The sequence below is a fragment of the Alishewanella sp. HL-SH05 genome (assembly GCF_052655985.1).
The window spans coordinates 1,366,340-1,381,498 of the sequence record NZ_CP199753.1; the positions used below are offsets into that span (position 1 = coordinate 1,366,340).

General features: G+C 45.6%; 14 protein-coding genes. 12 read left to right on the forward strand and 2 right to left on the reverse strand.

Going from position 1 to position 15,159, the window contains the following annotated elements; all coding sequences use genetic code 11:
- Positions 1-909, reverse strand: a complete 909-nt coding sequence (gene hisG, locus ACUJFL_RS06335) for an ATP phosphoribosyltransferase (RefSeq protein WP_226749876.1) — start codon at positions 907-909, stop codon at positions 1-3.
- 480 nt (positions 910-1,389) lie between these two features.
- On the opposite strand from hisG, the gene ACUJFL_RS06340 reads away from it, so the two are divergent.
- The 7 genes from ACUJFL_RS06340 (at position 1,390) to ACUJFL_RS06370 (ending at position 6,985) form a co-directional block, all read left to right on the forward strand.
- Positions 1,390-1,638, forward strand: coding sequence for a hypothetical protein (locus ACUJFL_RS06340; RefSeq protein ID WP_226749877.1), 249 nt, complete (start codon positions 1,390-1,392; stop codon positions 1,636-1,638).
- Between the two features lie 146 nt (positions 1,639-1,784).
- On the forward strand, positions 1,785-3,731 hold the full coding sequence (locus ACUJFL_RS06345) for an ATP-dependent DNA helicase (protein ID WP_445428746.1): 1,947 nt from the start codon (positions 1,785-1,787) through the stop codon (positions 3,729-3,731).
- Positions 3,728-4,426, forward strand: coding sequence for a tRNA (adenosine(37)-N6)-threonylcarbamoyltransferase complex dimerization subunit type 1 TsaB (gene tsaB / locus ACUJFL_RS06350; protein WP_445428747.1), 699 nt, complete (start codon positions 3,728-3,730; stop codon positions 4,424-4,426). Before ACUJFL_RS06345 ends, tsaB begins: the two co-directional genes overlap by 4 nt.
- A 236-nt stretch (positions 4,427-4,662) precedes the next feature.
- The gene (locus ACUJFL_RS06355; protein ID WP_226749880.1) at positions 4,663-4,971 is read left to right on the forward strand and encodes a hypothetical protein; all 309 of its coding nucleotides are present in this window, start codon (positions 4,663-4,665) and stop codon (positions 4,969-4,971) included.
- Between the two features lie 176 nt (positions 4,972-5,147).
- Entirely contained in the window at positions 5,148-5,885 is a 738-nt protein-coding gene (locus ACUJFL_RS06360; protein WP_445428748.1) for an SDR family NAD(P)-dependent oxidoreductase, read from the forward strand.
- Entirely contained in the window at positions 5,882-6,418 is a 537-nt protein-coding gene (locus tag ACUJFL_RS06365; protein WP_445428749.1) for a DUF2878 domain-containing protein, read from the forward strand. Before ACUJFL_RS06360 ends, ACUJFL_RS06365 begins: the two co-directional genes overlap by 4 nt.
- 60 nt (positions 6,419-6,478) lie before the next feature.
- Entirely contained in the window at positions 6,479-6,985 is a 507-nt protein-coding gene (locus tag ACUJFL_RS06370; RefSeq protein WP_445428750.1) for a chalcone isomerase family protein, read from the forward strand.
- 101 nt (positions 6,986-7,086) lie between these two features.
- Here ACUJFL_RS06370 and ACUJFL_RS06375 read toward each other — a convergent pair whose 3' ends face one another.
- Positions 7,087-8,379, reverse strand: coding sequence for an alkaline phosphatase (locus ACUJFL_RS06375; RefSeq protein ID WP_445428751.1), 1,293 nt, complete (start codon positions 8,377-8,379; stop codon positions 7,087-7,089).
- Between the two features lie 225 nt (positions 8,380-8,604).
- On the opposite strand from ACUJFL_RS06375, the gene ACUJFL_RS06380 reads away from it, so the two are divergent.
- The 5 genes from ACUJFL_RS06380 (at position 8,605) to rarD (ending at position 15,125) form a co-directional block, all read left to right on the forward strand.
- Positions 8,605-9,471 (forward strand): class I SAM-dependent methyltransferase, encoded by an 867-nt coding sequence (locus ACUJFL_RS06380; protein WP_445428752.1) that lies wholly within the window; start codon positions 8,605-8,607, stop codon positions 9,469-9,471.
- Positions 9,472-9,647: 176 nt separating this feature from the next.
- Positions 9,648-11,303 carry a long-chain-fatty-acid--CoA ligase FadD gene (fadD, locus tag ACUJFL_RS06385; protein WP_445428753.1) on the forward strand — a complete coding sequence of 552 codons (1,656 nt, stop codon included), beginning with the start codon at positions 9,648-9,650 and terminating at the stop codon, positions 11,301-11,303.
- Between the two features lie 48 nt (positions 11,304-11,351).
- Positions 11,352-12,485, forward strand: coding sequence for a ribonuclease D (gene rnd / locus ACUJFL_RS06390; protein WP_306176864.1), 1,134 nt, complete (start codon positions 11,352-11,354; stop codon positions 12,483-12,485).
- A 145-nt stretch (positions 12,486-12,630) separates the two neighbouring features.
- On the forward strand, positions 12,631-13,998 hold the full coding sequence (locus ACUJFL_RS06395) for a DUF4397 domain-containing protein (protein ID WP_226749888.1): 1,368 nt from the start codon (positions 12,631-12,633) through the stop codon (positions 13,996-13,998).
- Positions 13,999-14,225: 227 nt separating this feature from the next.
- The gene (gene rarD, locus ACUJFL_RS06400; RefSeq protein ID WP_445428754.1) at positions 14,226-15,125 is read left to right on the forward strand and encodes an EamA family transporter RarD; all 900 of its coding nucleotides are present in this window, start codon (positions 14,226-14,228) and stop codon (positions 15,123-15,125) included.
- Positions 15,126-15,159: the final 34 nt, after the last annotated feature.

The following is a 15,159-nucleotide window of genomic DNA, read 5'->3' on the forward strand; positions in this document are numbered from 1 at the left end:
TTACTCCATCATCTTTTCAATAGGTAATACTAAGATTGAGCTGGCGCCCAACACTTTAAGTTGTTCCATGGTTTCCCAGAACAGCGTTTCGCTGCTGACCACATGCAGTGCCACCATATCGTTATTGCCGGCGAGTGGCAGTAAGGTTGGATTTTCTGCACCAGGTAATAACGCGATCACTTCATCTAACTTAGCGCGCGGGGCGTGCAGCATGATGTATTTGCTTTCGTTGGCTTGCATCACGCCTTGAATGCGTGGCATTAACTTAGCAATCAGTTTCTGGTGCTGAGCATCAGCTAAACCTTTGCGTTGGATCAGCACGGCTTTACTGCGGTAGATCACTTCGGCTTCTTTTAAACCATTAGCTTCTAAAGTCGCGCCGGTAGAAACGAGGTCACAAATCGCATCGGCTAAACCGGCCCGAGGTGCCACTTCAACTGAACCGGTTAACATCACTACGCGGGCATTCACGCCTTGCTGTTTTAAATAGCGCGTCAGTAAACGTGGATAAGTAGTTGCAATGGTTTTGCCTTCAAGGCTGCTAACGCCTTGGTATTGCTCTTCTTGTGGTACGGCAATTGATAAGCGGCAACCGCCGAAATCTAAGCGGGCTAGCACTTCATAGTCCGCGCTTTCGTTGTCGATTTGCCGTTGCAGTGACACTTCTTCTAATACGTTTTCGCCGATAATGCCTAGATCACAGACGCCATCCATTACTAAGCCTGGGATGTCATCATCTCGCACCCGTAAAATATCAATCGGCATATTTTCAACATGAGCAATTAAGCGTTGTTCACGTAGATTAATTTTTAAACCACAGCTGCTTAGCAGTGCTTGTGATTCAATCGACAGACGACCTGATTTTTGCATACCGATGCGAAGACGTTTACTTTCAATGGCTGGACTCATTGGTCACTCCGAAAATTAAAAACTGTAATTAAAAACAAAAAACCCCGTGGCTTAGGCCTGCGGGGTTGCGAGTAACAAGATGCACCGGAGGCCCAGACAACAGCCCTCCACCTAAGCGGTAAGGCTAGGTTATATGATGGTGATGCAATGTTACTGTTAAACTATTCATGCTGTAAATTTATCCAAAATGCTATGCTATACAAGTTACTGCAGCAGACTGTTTTTCGCAAGCGCTTTTTTTCAAGTAATCCAACGGGTAATTTAATGTAAACTCATTAAAATCAATAGTATAAGCTGATGCTGCGTTTTTTTAAGCTAAACAGTTGCAGAGTCGTGTTTTTAAAAATTAAACCATTTGTTTAAATTGTGGTCAGGTTGTATAGGCATGCATTGCACTCATAGCATTAAAGTGATGCGATTTTCCGCCGATATAATAATATAAAACCCAAATAACATTTGAGATACGGACAGGAGGCAAAAATGGATGCTTTTATGCCATTTATACAACGTATTCCGGGAACGCCGATTGAGCCGGACCCGAAAACGGTGCTGCCTGTTTTTAAAGAGGCACGCCTTGAGCCCCTCAAGCGCGAAGAGCAAAAGTACCTTATTTTACGCCGTTTTGGTTATAAAACCGGCCTCGCTGATGATTATCCTGCCGCCCCTTACACCACTCCCGAAGAAGATCAGCATGTTGATAAAGACGGGCATTTAGATATTTTTGTCTGATTTTTTAGCTGAACAAGGCATAATAGCCAGCAATACATCTTATGCAGCGGTTACGTTAGCGTTTCAAAGCTTGCGTTTAAGCTAATCAAGCCTTTGTGGAGTGCCAGTGAGCTATTGCAATTTGCCCGTTTTCATCTGGATAACCTATGGCCGTTAAATCTGCCAAAGCCTTTGCTGAAAACGGTATACTCGCGCAGCATATTGCAGGCTTTAAACCTCGCGCCGCGCAACTGGAAATGGCAACCGCTGTTGAACAAACCATTCAAAAAGACGGTGCCTTGGTGGTAGAAGCCGGGACGGGTACCGGTAAAACCTATGCGTATTTAGTGCCTGCGTTACTGTCTGGTAAAAAAGTGGTGTTATCAACCGGAACGAAAAACCTGCAAGAGCAATTGTACTTTCGTGATCTGCCAACCGTACTTCAAGCGTTAGCGTTACCGGTTAAAACGGCTTTACTTAAAGGCCGCTCAAATTACCTGTGTTTGTTTCGTTTAGAGCAGCATTATCAGCATATTCCGGTAGCTGATCCGCAACTGATCGCCGATTTAAGCTTAATCAAAAAATGGTCTGCGGAGACGCACAGCGGTGACATCGGCGAATTAACCTATATTGCCGAAGACTCCAAAGCCTTACCCTATGTAACCAGTACTACCGATAACTGCTTGGGTAAAGACTGCCCCGTTTATGAAGAGTGCCACTTATTAAAAGCGCGCAAAGAGGCACAGGCCGCCGATTTAGTGGTAGTGAATCATCACTTATTTTTTGCTGACTTAGCCTTAAAAGATACTGGCTTTGGTGAGTTGTTGCCAGAAATGGAAGTGGTGATCTTTGATGAAGCGCATCAGATCCCTGATATCGCCAGTGAGTATTTTGGCGAACATTTCTCTAGCCGTATTTTACAAGATCTGTGTAAAGACATTGAGTTAGTCGGTAAGGCAGAGCTAAAAGATGTCATTCAGCTAAGCAAGGCTGCAGATAAAGTGGCCAGCCTGACTCGCGATTGGCGGCTGCAATTTGCCACAGATCCCGCGCGTGGCAATTGGCGGCAAGCTTATCAAAAACCGGCTATGCAAACGGCGATCACCCGCATAAACGATGCGCTAGATATGTTGTACCAGATTGTTAAAAGTAGCTTAGGCCGCAGCCAAACCTTGGATAATTGCTACGAGCGTTTAGCACAGCTTAAAAGCCAACTGCAAAAATTGCTGCAGGTTGAACAAACGGGGGTGAGTCTTTGGTTCGAAACCAGCAAATTGCATGTTGGTTTGCATTTAACGCCACTGAGTATTGCCGATAAATTTAACAAGCTAGTGTTTGCTGAGCAGCGCAGCTGGATTTTTACGTCAGCCACGCTATCGGTAGATGAAGGCTTTGCCCATTATCAACAACAAATGGGCTTGACGGGGGCAGATACCCTGTTACTCGAAAGCCCGTTTGATTATGCGCAACAAGCGCTGCTCTGTGTGCCGCGATTTATGCCAGAGCCGCACGAGCCTGCAATGATGCATGCTTTATTAACTATGGCAATTGAGCTAATTACCGCTAATAACGGGCGTTGTTTTTTCTTATTTACCAGCCATCGTATGTTACAGATGATGGCGAAAGCCTTACCTGAACAAATTCGCCAGCCGGTGCTTATTCAAGGCTCTACCGGTAAACGTTTATTGTTAGAACAATTTGTTAAATTAGAAAATGCGGTGCTGCTGGGTACCGGCAGTTTTTGGGAAGGCGTTGATGTACGTGGTGATACCTTAAGTTGTGTCATTATCGACAAGCTACCCTTTGCCTCGCCAGATGATCCGTTGTTACAAGCGAGGGTGGAAGATTGTGCGATGCGCGGTAAAGATCCTTTTGCTGAGGTACAATTACCGCAAGCGGTGATTACCTTAAAACAAGGGGTCGGCCGACTGATCCGTGATGTAACCGATCGCGGTGTGCTGGTGATTTGCGATAATCGGTTGGTGACTAAACCCTATGGGGCGACCTTTTTAAAAAGCTTGCCACCGATGCGGCGAACGCGTGATCTCGGCGCGGCCAGTCAGTTTTTAAAAGAGATGCAAGGTTTAAAAGAGCAGCAACAAGGAAACTCATGAATTTTTTAGCGTTAGATACTTCTACCGAAGCGTGTTCCGTCGCGTTAAGTCACAATGGCAAAATACTGACCCTAGACGAAGTATGCCCGCAACAACACAGCAAACGTATTCTACCTATGGTGCAGCAATTATTGGCTGAGGCCGGTGTTAACCTGAATCAGCTAAATGGTATCGTATTTGGTCGTGGCCCTGGGAGTTTTACTGGCGTAAGGATTGGCGTGTCGGTCGCACAAGGTTTAGCCTTTGGCGTCGATGTACCGGTATATGGCGTTTCGACTTTGGCGGCGATGGCACAAGCTGCTGCGCAGTTAAAAAATGCTCAACACGTTATTGCTGCAATTGATGCGCGGATGGCCGAGGTCTATTTGGCTGTCTATGCTCGTGATGAGCAGGGTTTGATGCATGCGATTAGCGCTGAAGTGGCGGCAAAGCCTAGCGCCTTACCCGCAGCGATAACCGCTTTAAATTTTGACACTGAAGTAATGGCCGTCGGCACCGGCTGGCAAACCTATCAGAGCCAGCTGCAAGGCATACTTTCAGCCAGCGTGGCCAAAGATATTTTATATCCCTCAGCACAATACATGCTGCCTTTTGCTGCTCAGGCATGGCAACAGGGCCACTTTGTTGCAGCAGAGCAGGCCGAACCGGTTTATGTGCGAGACGAAGTCACTTGGCAAAAACTGCCCGGCCGTTAACCCCTAACCACACTCACATTACCAGAGACTGGTCAGACCGCACTCTGAGACAGGTTCGACCACACTCTGAGACTGGTCAGACCGTACTCCGGTACAGGTCTGACCATACTCAGAGACGTTAGCTTGAAGACGCTAGCTTGCAAATGCATATTAATATCACTGTTTGCAAAAGTTACTGGCTTGTTGGTTGATTACTTGTCTATAATTAGAGCACTGTCCAATAGCTAAGATCTTGCATGAGCATCAACGCCAGTAACAACATTAATCCTAGTAGCTTGCTAAATCCGGCAACGAATCGGCCACAGCCGAGTCGTACGGTGCAGCCAGAGCGGGAGAGTGTGGTTAAAGAAACGGCGGGTATTCGTTTTGAGCGTGATGCGGTGGAGCGATTAGATAGCGAGCGGGAAGCGCAAACTAACCGCCAATCTTTTCGCGATAACACGGAACAACGCAACGAACGCGCGGTTGCTGCGTATCAAAGTTTGCAAAACGAACAACGCCGCAGCGAAGTTCAAGCCATGCTAGGTGTTGATTTATACGCTTAATGGCTGTTAATTGTTTGCTTTAATTTTTTCGCTTCGCTTATCCCTTCTACTGCCACACTGAACTGTTCTAATTCCTTTACGTACAAGTTATATCTTTTTTGCTCGCTTACTATTTATTTGGCCTTGCTTACAGAAGCTAATGCGTGAGTGAGCTCAGCGACATAACAGGAGTGAATATGTCTGCAACAATTCTTATTACCGGTGCTAGCTCAGGTATCGGGCGCGAAACCGCAAGCTATTATGCACAGCAGGGCTGGACGGTTTACGCGGTGGCTCGCTCAGAAGATAAGTTAGCGGCACTGGCTGCTGAACATCCTGAAAAAATTATCCCTGTCAGCTTAGATTTAACAGATTATGCAGCAATGCAAGAATGGCAAGCCAGTTTACCGGCAGCACTTCATTTTGATGTGGTGCTGTTAAATGCCGGGAATTGCGAATATGTCGAGGCTAATGATCTCGATTTAGATGCGTTTGCACGAACTTTTGCCATTAATTTTCAGGCTGTTGTTAGCAGTACTAAGCTGTTATTACCACGCTTAAAAGCCGGCAATACTTTAGCGATTGTTAGTTCAATGGCACATTTTTTTCCTTTTACTCGTTCAGAAGCCTACGGTGCCAGTAAAGCTGCGGTCAGCTATTTTGTTGATAGTTTACGCGTCGATTTATCTCATAGCGGCATCCATATTTGTTTGATTGAACCCGGCTTTATTGATACGCCATTAACGCAAAAAAATGATTTTCAGATGCCTTTCTTAATGCCTGTGGCCGCCGCAGCTAAACGTATTTTTGATGGCATCGAAGCGGGAAAGCTACGGCTGCGTTTTCCAAGACGCTTAGCCTATTTATTAAAAACGCTGAGTGTGTTGCCTTACGGTTTACGCTGTAAGTTGGCAGCCAAGATGAAGCAATCATGAGCAGCGTTAAGGTTAAATTAAATTGGCGAGTCTTAATTGGCTTTGAGTTAAGTTGGTTTTTACTGGTCTATTTTCAGCAATTGGCTTTTTGGCCGGTTTTAGTTTATTTGCTTTATGGTCTTTGGCAACTGCCGTCAATGAAGGCGCGTTATTTGGTATTGGCGGCTGCCATTTTAGGTATTAGTGTTGACTCGTTATTAGTCGCAACCGGGATCTTAAGCTTTGCGCAATTGGCATGGCTACCGCTGTGGTTTATTTTGTTGTGGGCCATATTTGCGTTAGCACTGGTTGAAGTGATGAGTCGTTTCTTAACAAAACCTTGGCTGGGGTTTGCCTTGGGCGCGACCGGTGGGCCGCTGTCTTATATTGGCGGTGCGGCATTAAGTGACGGTGTCATGAGCTTCCCATTAGGCGTGACTTCATACATCGTTTTATGTTTAGTCTGGGGCTTATTAGGTGTGATTTTCGGTAAGATCCCAAGCTTGTTAGAGACCAGCACAGCGCAAGAGTTGAACGGTTCCGCTCAGAAATAGTCTAAACATTATCGTCGGCGGCATCACAACGCTGCTTTTGGCAAGTTATTTGGAGGGGCTATGCGTAAGTTATTGGGTATTGTTTTAGCACTGGGTGTGTCATTCCCGTTGTTCGCGGTTCCGCAACTTGAGACCGTTGGCCAAGGAAGTTACCGTTATTTATTTTGGCAGTTATACGATGCACGTTTAGCGACCCGCGATGGCCGTTATGTCGATTACCAGCAAAGCTCGCCGTTATTGTTAGAGTTAACTTATAAACGCAAGATTAGCCGTGATCAGTTCATCGAGGCAACAGTTGATGAGTGGAAAAAGCTGAAACAAAGCACCCCTGAGCAACAAGCTGACTGGGCTGAACAATTAAAGACTTTGTGGCGTGATGTAAAAGAGGGTGATCGTTTAGCGGCAGTGCTGTTAGCGGATTCGAGTGTCGAATTTTATTTTAATGGCACTAAAACTGGGGTGGTTAAAGATAACATTTTTGGTCCCGCGTTTTTTAATATATGGCTACACAACGATACCAGCGCCCCAAAGTTACGCGAGCAATTAACCGGTCTAGGTAGTGAATAAACAACAAAGCGCAAGTTAATACTGGATAGTTAAGTGTTGTCTCAGAATCACTTAACTATCCGGCAAAAATAAATACTAGGCGTTTTTAAGCCCGCAAAGGCTTAATGGCTACTGATATACTTGATTAATTGCTTAGCAATATCGGTATTGTCCATAAAGCCGTGGAAATCTTCACTGTTTTTACCATAAGCCATGACGGGGACATCCACCGCGGTATGGGCGCCTGTTGTCCAACCGGTGTAAGAATATTGAGCCACAAGTTTAACCGCCACTTCGCGTAAGGCTTTTTGCTCTTTGCCCCGAGCAGCTAACAATTGTAGCTGTTCTTCTTTGGTTAGTTGGATCTTGGTAAGAGCTAGCCAGCGTGCTAGCGCGGTGTTGTCATCTGGGGCAGCGTTAAGCTCATCTGCTATTTTACGCCCCGTAGCTGATACCCCTTTAATGACCTCTGGTAACCATAAATACTTGCCTGCCGCCCCTAAAGACATACCACCGGTTTCGTGATCAGCAGTAATAATTAATAAGGTATCAGGATTGGCATCGACATAGGCTTTAGCAACCGCGATAGCGTTGGCAAAATCATCCATTTCAGCCATGGCACACGCGATGTCGTTATCGTGGCCACACCAGTCAATCTGACTGCCTTCTACCATCAACATAAAACCTTTTTCAGCAGGGCTCAACAATTGTAGAGCTTTGCTGGTTAGTGTCGCTAGTTGTCTCGGTTCAGTCGCATTAAGTGCAGCAGGTAACGCAACGTCAGCCATCAGTGCCAGTGCCGGTGCGCGAGTCAGCGAATCAAGTTGCTGCCAATTATCGATGTACTGATAACCTTCGTTTTTAAATTCATTAACCAGATGCCGATCCTCACGGATAAAAAACTGAGTGCCACCGCCTAAGATTACATCAGCGACCGGCTTGCCGTTGATCCGGTAGTCAAAGTACATATCTGCAATCTGATTGTAATTTTGCCGACTGATATTGTGGGCTAAAAAGGACGCGGGAGTGGCATGGTTAACCTGAGAACTTGCGACCACACCATTAGCTTTACCGTGATGTTTCGCCAGTTGCATCATAGTGCCAATCGGTATGTGTTGGCGATTGACTGATATAGCGCCGTTATAGCTTTTTACGCCAGTGGCCAGAGCTGTAGCACCTGCTGCAGAGTCAGTAACCAGGGTGTCGTCGTCAGGGTAGGTGCTAGCGGTACCCTTGAGTAAATCATCAAATATCGTGTTAGCGACAGGGTGTTCCCCCTCGTGTTGATAATAACGATAGGCCGTTAAGTAAGCGGGGCCCATACCATCACCTATCATGTAAATGATATTTTTTGGCGCTGCAGTTGTGGCGGTTGAGGCAAAAGCAATTATGGGTAGCAGTAATAATGCGCGCATCAGATACCTTGTGTATTTAAACAACAGAGAAGTATTTATAGTTTAACGGATGAATATGACAACACCAAGGCGCTTGCGGCAAACTGGCTAAAAAATGATGCCAGTATGCAGGGTGCTTTTGCTGGACTTTTGGGCAAATAGGGCGTTATCTTAAAGCGAATTGTTTGATCGCAGTTCCTTATCCAGAGTTCGCATCTTAATAATGTTATGAAGCAAGGTTTTACTATGAAAAAAATAACAACAAGCATAGTGTCTTTAGGTTTATTACTGGCGTTAATGCCTACGCCGAGCATTGCTAATAATGCCACCGAGTGGCAGCAGCGTTTGACCGAATTGTCTGAGAGTCGTTCGCGTGGAAAGGCCCACTTGCAGCGCAACCAATACCGCAATCCAGTTGAGACCTTAATGTTTTTTGGTATTGAGCCGCAAATGTCCGTTTTGGAAATTTGGCCAGTACGAGGCTGGTATACCGAAATTTTGGCGCCGTTTTTAAAAGATGAAGGGCAACTGACGATTGCGCATTTTCGTTTAGATGGTAGTAATAATGCGGGTGAAAAAAGTGTGTTCTGGTCTCGACTGACCAACCGATTAGAGCAGCGCATATTGCAGCAAGAGGCCACTTTTGGCCAAGTATCTCGCGTCGCGTTAGATCCCCCCAACTTTATTCCGCAACTAGCCGCTGACCAATTTGATATGGTATTGAGCTTTCGCAATGTACATATTTGGGATCAGGCAGGACATTTGCGAGCAACGTTAGAAAATATGTTTCGGGTACTCAAACCGGGCGGCATATTAGGAATGGTTGAGCACCGTGCTGCTAAAGTGACCGAACTGACCAGTTATGCCGTAGAAGGTTATACCGATGAAGCCTATTTAATCGCTGTAGCTGAGGCGATTGGCTTTCATTTAATTGACCGTAGCGAAGTTAATGCCAATGCAAGAGACACCAAAGATTATGTGAAAGGGGTTTATACCTTGCCGCCAACGTTGGCATTAGGACAAGAAGATCGCGATTTTTACCAAAATATTGGTGAAAGTGATCGCATGACACTGAAATTTATTAAACCACAAGACGTCGACAGCTTAGATTGATTGTCTGCTGCAGACATTTATGGGATGATTAACCTAGAGTAAAAACTCAGTATTTAGATGGCAACAGTAACTACTGTTCAACATCAACACAACTATAACGATAAATGGTTTTGTCAGAATACAGCATAGACGCCTGACAGCGACCAGATAGAAAAACTTCAAAAAAGGAGTAGACGGTGGATAGAGTCTGGTTAGAGAGTTATCCTGAAGGTGTGCCGGCAACAATTGATCCCGATCATTATTCGTCATTAAACGACATTTTTAGCCGTAGTATTGAAACTTACGCCGATAAAGACGCTTTTATCAATATGGGTAAGAGTCTTACTTATCGTGAGTTAGATCAGCAAAGCCAAGCCTTTGCCGCGTACTTGCAAAATACCTTGGGTTTGGTTAAAGGCGACGCTGTCGCGATTATGATGCCTAACCTTTTACAATACCCAGTGGCGTTAATGGGAATCTTGCGTGCCGGTTGTACCGTAGTCAACGTAAACCCCCTTTATACGCCTCGGGAATTACAACATCAGCTGTCAGACTCTAAAGCCAAAGCCATTGTTATCGTCGATAACTTTGCGCACACGCTGATGGCGGTAGAAAAACAATTACAAGTTGAACATGTCATCTTAACCAAGATGGGTGATATGTTAGGTAGTGTCAAAGGTTCGGTCGTTAACTTTGTTGTGAAACACGTGAAAAAGTTGGTGCCCGCCTATCAACTGCGTAAAGCCATTCCCTTTAAACAAGTGCTGAAAGAAGGTGCTAGGCTGCAATGGCAAAAACCGAACATCAGCGGTGAAGATATTGCCTTTTTGCAGTATACTGGCGGGACTACCGGCGTATCAAAAGGCGCCATGTTAACCCATCGCAATATGGTGGCAAATTTAGAGCAAGCCAGCGCCTTTTTAGATCACTTTTTAGTGGCAGGAAAAGAGTATGTTGTCACGGCGTTACCGCTTTACCACATCTTCGCGTTAACGGCGAATTTCTTTGTGTTCTTTAAGCTAGGTGGTACCAATTTACTGATCACCAATCCACGTGATATGCCCAAATTTGTTAAAGAACTCGCTAAATTTCCGTTTACCTCGATCACGGGCGTCAACACCTTGTTTAATGGTTTGTTAAATACGCCAGGTTTTGACAAACTGGATTTTAGTACGCTAAAACTCTCTCTGGGTGGCGGTATGGCGGTGCAACGGCCAGTCGCTGAACGTTGGAAAAAAGTCACTAAGAGTCGCTTATTGGAAGGTTACGGTTTAACGGAGTGCTGCCCACTGGTTACTTTAAGCCCGGTGAACTTAGCAGACTTTAACGGCAGCATTGGCTTACCGGCACCGTCTACAGACATCCGTTTAATTGATGATAACGGTAACGATGTTGCCCTAGGTGAGTCAGGTGAAATGTTAGTGCGTGGCCCACAAGTGATGCTGGGTTATTTAAACCGCCCAGAGGAAACCGCTAAAACCATCAAAGAGGAATGGCTTTACACTGGTGACATTGCCCGGATGGATGAGCAAGGTTTCTTTTATATTGTCGATCGTAAAAAAGACATGATTTTAGTGTCGGGCTTTAACGTCTTCCCTAATGAAATTGAAGAAGTTGTCGCCATGAACGATAAAGTACTTGAAGTGGCCGCAGTGGGTGTTCCAAACGACGTAGCGGGTGAAGTGGTTAAAGTGTTTATCGTGAAAAAAGATCCTTCTTTAACCGAGCAAGAAGTGATTGCGCACTGTAAGCAACATTTAACGGGCTACAAAGTGCCTAAACTGGTAGAATTCCGCAAGGAATTACCCAAAACGAATGTAGGCAAGATACTACGCCGCGAATTACGCGGTTAGTACTTAGAGCCGGCGATTGCCGGCTTTATTTTTTGAAGAGAGAACACCATGTCGTTGCTTAGTGATAATCAAAGTTTAGCCCGTTTTTGTTTGCAGGCAGCAGAGCAGCCTAGCTTAGCGGTTGATACTGAGTTTATCCGGCAAAGTACCCTGTCACCGAAGTTAGGGTTAATTCAATTATTTGATGGCCAGCATTTTGCGCTGGTAGATCCGCTGGCGATTGATGATTGGACGCCATTACAAACGTTGTTTGCAGCGCCGCATATTTGTAAAATTCTGCATTCTTGCACCGAAGATTTAGAAGCTTTTGCAACCATTAATATTACGCAGCTCACTCCCTTGTTTGACACGCAACTTGCAGCAGAAGTGATCGGTTGGGGTGGGAGTATTGGCTATGCTCGGTTGGTCGAGCAAATTACCGGCGCGGTGATCGATAAGAGTGAAGCGCGTACTGATTGGTTGGCAAGGCCATTAGCGCCCGCACAGTTAGCGTATGCTGCGAATGATGTAAAATATTTGCTCGATGTATATCAACGTTTGCTTAGTGAATTTAAAACCCCGCAGCAACTCGAGGTTTTATTCGCGGAAGGGCAACAATTACTGCAACGTCGCCAGCATCAATTGCCTGATCAATTTAAGTTTTTAGAGATTAAAAACAGTACCCAATTAAATAGTCGTGAATTAGCGGTATTACGTGACATCGTAAGTTGGCGTTTTCAGTATGCCAGTAGCAAAGATCTGGCATTGGGTTTAGTGGCTAAAGATGCTCAGTTGCTGGAATTAGCGAAACGCCGCCCGGCCACCCCAGAAAGTTTATTGAATATACCCGGCATGGCGACTCGTGATATGCGTCGACATGCCAAACTATTAGTGGAGTTAATTCAGCAGGCGAAAGCGTTAGCGCCAGAGCAGTGTCCACAACGTTTTTATCATCTTGACCGTTTTGCCGGAGAAAAGGTGGTGTTAGCTGAACTGGGGCAGGCGGTGAAAGAAGCCGCTGCCAGTAGTGGTTTGCCCGCCCCATTTTTGTCAACCCGTCGGCAATTGCATGAGTTTTTTAATTGGTGTTGGCGGGTGTCCGATGAGCAACGTTCACAATTACCGGTCCCTGAATATTTACGAGGCTGGCGTGCAGAGCTACTAAAACCGTTTTTACCCAAACCAGCACATATCGACTTTTAAATTAACTGAACAACAACGTTAGTTAACGTTAAATGGATTTATGTAAAAAATAGGTGTTTTCTTTCGATATTTGTCAACTTTTTCGATTGATCCCTTAATTTTGAGACAGCGTAAATTTTCCCGCTTATCAATTAAAAGGGTATTAATGATGAAGAAAATATTAACACTTTCCTTAGCTTCTGTGGCAATGCTTTCCTTAAGTGCTTGTAACAGCAGTAACGATGATGAAACCATCACACCACCAGGTCAGCCTGCAGCCGTTGCGGATGCCACCTTGAAGTTTGTACATGCCTCGTCAGATGCACCTGATGTCAATATTCGTTTTGGCGCGAACGCGGTATCGGGTTTGGCTTATGCTCAGAGTTCTGCAAATTTCAACGTGACTCCGGACACATACCAAGTTGCTGTTGATGCCATTTTACCAGGTAATAGCACTGCCACAGTGATTGGCCCATTGGGTGTGACGTTAGCCGAAGCGACCAACTACACCGTATTTGCTGTTGGCTCTGTTGCAAATGAAACCTTAGAACCGCTAGTGGTTACCTCTGATGTTGCGCCACTGGCTGCGGGTAACATCCGTGTGCAAGTTGTACATGCGGCTTCAGCAGCACCCACTGTGGATGTGCATGTTACTGCGCCAACGGATGCCTTAACCGCTCCCTTAGCAACTCTTGATTATAAAGACTTTACTGCGCCCGTAGATGTGCCAGCAGGTAACTATCGTGTCCGTATTACACTTCCTGGCCAATCTACCGTTGTATTTGACTCGGGTACTTTAGAGTTAGCCGCAGGCACGGATTTAGTGGTAGCGGCAATCAACAACCGTTTATCAGGTGCTTCACCTGTCTCATTGTTAGCGGTTGCTCCAGATGGTAGCTTCTTTGATGTGGCTGATGCCAATACCACTTCTTCAGTGCGCGTCGTACATAACGTCTCAGATGCACCTGCTGTTGATGTTATCGTTAATGACAGTATTGAACTGGTTTCGGCGTTATCTTTCCCTGACTTCACTGATTATGTGGGTGTTGCTCCAGATACCTACAATGTTAAAGTCGCTGCGGCTGCAGATAATAGTGTAGTGGTCATTGATGCAGACCTGACCTTAGATGCTGGCGCGTTTTACAGTGTGTTAGCCGTGGGTTCTTTGCAAAATGATACCATTGAGCCGTTAGTGTTAGCGGATATGCCACGTCGTGTTGCCACTGAAGCACAAGTGCGTATTGTGCATGGGTCTACCTTAGCCGGTCCTGTTGATATCTATGTTACTGCTACTAATGATATCAGCGCTGCCACCCCTGCGTTTGCAGCTGTGCCATTTAAAGCCGACACCGGTTATGTATCGCTAGCCGAAGGTACTTACTTTGTTACGGTAACACCCGCGGGTAGCAAAACGGCTGCTATCGGGCCGTTATCGTTAGACTTAGAGGCTAACAAAATCTACACTGCTGTTGCTCGTGATGGTGTAGGTTTAACCGGTAACGTGGGTTTGATTTTATTAGACGATTTTAACTAAGTCGTTATTGAAATACTTTTTCCTGTATCTTGAGCGACTAGCCTTGGCTAGTCGCTTTTTTTGCCTGAGGCCTGCATTATTTAAGCTATTGTTTATATTGATGTAACGTCCTATATTTGACCGCTTTGTTTTTGCAGCAGCTAACAGGCCGGCGTGGCTTAGCACAGATAGAGGCAGACGCATCCCAGCGTTGTGCGTATAATCGGCCGCTAATTTACGGGGTGGTTATGTCGTTAACGCGTGAACAAAAACTCGGTGGTGTATTTGCTGCCAGTGCTTATACCTTATGGGGCATTGCCCCGTTATACTTCAAACAGATTGATTATATCCCGGCTGCGGAGATTTTAATTCACCGTATTGTTTGGTCATTTCTCTTATTAACTTTGGTGATTGTCTTACTGCGTCAAGTACACAGCACCTTTAGGGTGTTTCGTCAGCCGAAAATGTTGGCTAGCTTATTGCTGACTGCGGTATTGCTGGGTGGCAACTGGTGGTTGTTTATTTGGGCGGTGAATAATAAACACATGCTCGATGCCAGCTTAGGCTATTACATTAATCCGTTGCTGAATGTGCTACTAGGTATGGTGTTTTTGGGCGAGCGCTTGCGTAAATTACAGTGGCTGGCGGTATCGCTGGCAGCAGCAGGTGTGTTGTGGCAAATCATCAGTTTTGGTGCTTTGCCTTGGGTCGCTTTAACTTTGGCGTGTTCTTTTGCGATCTATGGTTTGTTGCGCAAAAAATTGGCGGTCGATGCCATTACCGGTTTGTTTTTTGAGTCTTTATTGTTAATGCCACTGGCGCTGTGGTACTGGAACTCCTTTGCAGAGAGTTCAGCCGTTAATTTGTTAAACAACACCTTGGCGTTAAACGCATATCTTGTGGCTGCGGCCTTTGTGACCACGATCCCTTTGCTGTGCTTTATTGCCGGTGCGCGTCGTTTGCGCTTGTCGACAATGGGGTTCTTTCAATATATCGGTCCAACTTTTATGTTTATCTTTGGTGTTTGGCTTTATCAAGAGCCGTTTGCGGCCGAGCGCTTATTTACCTTTAGTTTTATTTGGGCGGGGCTAATTTGTTACAGCTATGATGCTTGGCGTAACTCGCGCCAATCGCGAAAAGCCAACTAAAACAAGCAATAAAAAAGCCAGAGCATGGCTCTGG

What these genes read in the sequence shown, in the direction of transcription:
- rarD (WP_445428754.1), top strand. Translation starts at nt 14,226, where the DNA reads ATGTCGTTAACGCGTGAACAAAAACTCGGTGGTGTATTTGCTGCCAGT.
- ACUJFL_RS06340 (WP_226749877.1), top strand. Translation starts at nt 1,390, where the DNA reads ATGGATGCTTTTATGCCATTTATACAACGTATTCCGGGAACGCCGATT.
- ACUJFL_RS06395 (WP_226749888.1), top strand. Translation starts at nt 12,631, where the DNA reads ATGATGAAGAAAATATTAACACTTTCCTTAGCTTCTGTGGCAATGCTT.
- ACUJFL_RS06370 (WP_445428750.1), top strand. Translation starts at nt 6,479, where the DNA reads ATGCGTAAGTTATTGGGTATTGTTTTAGCACTGGGTGTGTCATTCCCG.
- tsaB (WP_445428747.1), top strand. Translation starts at nt 3,728, where the DNA reads ATGAATTTTTTAGCGTTAGATACTTCTACCGAAGCGTGTTCCGTCGCG.
- hisG (WP_226749876.1), bottom strand. Translation starts at nt 909, where the DNA reads ATGAGTCCAGCCATTGAAAGTAAACGTCTTCGCATCGGTATGCAAAAA.
- ACUJFL_RS06360 (WP_445428748.1), top strand. Translation starts at nt 5,148, where the DNA reads ATGTCTGCAACAATTCTTATTACCGGTGCTAGCTCAGGTATCGGGCGC.
- ACUJFL_RS06380 (WP_445428752.1), top strand. Translation starts at nt 8,605, where the DNA reads ATGAAAAAAATAACAACAAGCATAGTGTCTTTAGGTTTATTACTGGCG.
- ACUJFL_RS06365 (WP_445428749.1), top strand. Translation starts at nt 5,882, where the DNA reads ATGAGCAGCGTTAAGGTTAAATTAAATTGGCGAGTCTTAATTGGCTTT.
- ACUJFL_RS06375 (WP_445428751.1), bottom strand. Translation starts at nt 8,379, where the DNA reads ATGCGCGCATTATTACTGCTACCCATAATTGCTTTTGCCTCAACCGCC.
- ACUJFL_RS06345 (WP_445428746.1), top strand. Translation starts at nt 1,785, where the DNA reads ATGGCCGTTAAATCTGCCAAAGCCTTTGCTGAAAACGGTATACTCGCG.
- ACUJFL_RS06355 (WP_226749880.1), top strand. Translation starts at nt 4,663, where the DNA reads ATGAGCATCAACGCCAGTAACAACATTAATCCTAGTAGCTTGCTAAAT.
- rnd (WP_306176864.1), top strand. Translation starts at nt 11,352, where the DNA reads ATGTCGTTGCTTAGTGATAATCAAAGTTTAGCCCGTTTTTGTTTGCAG.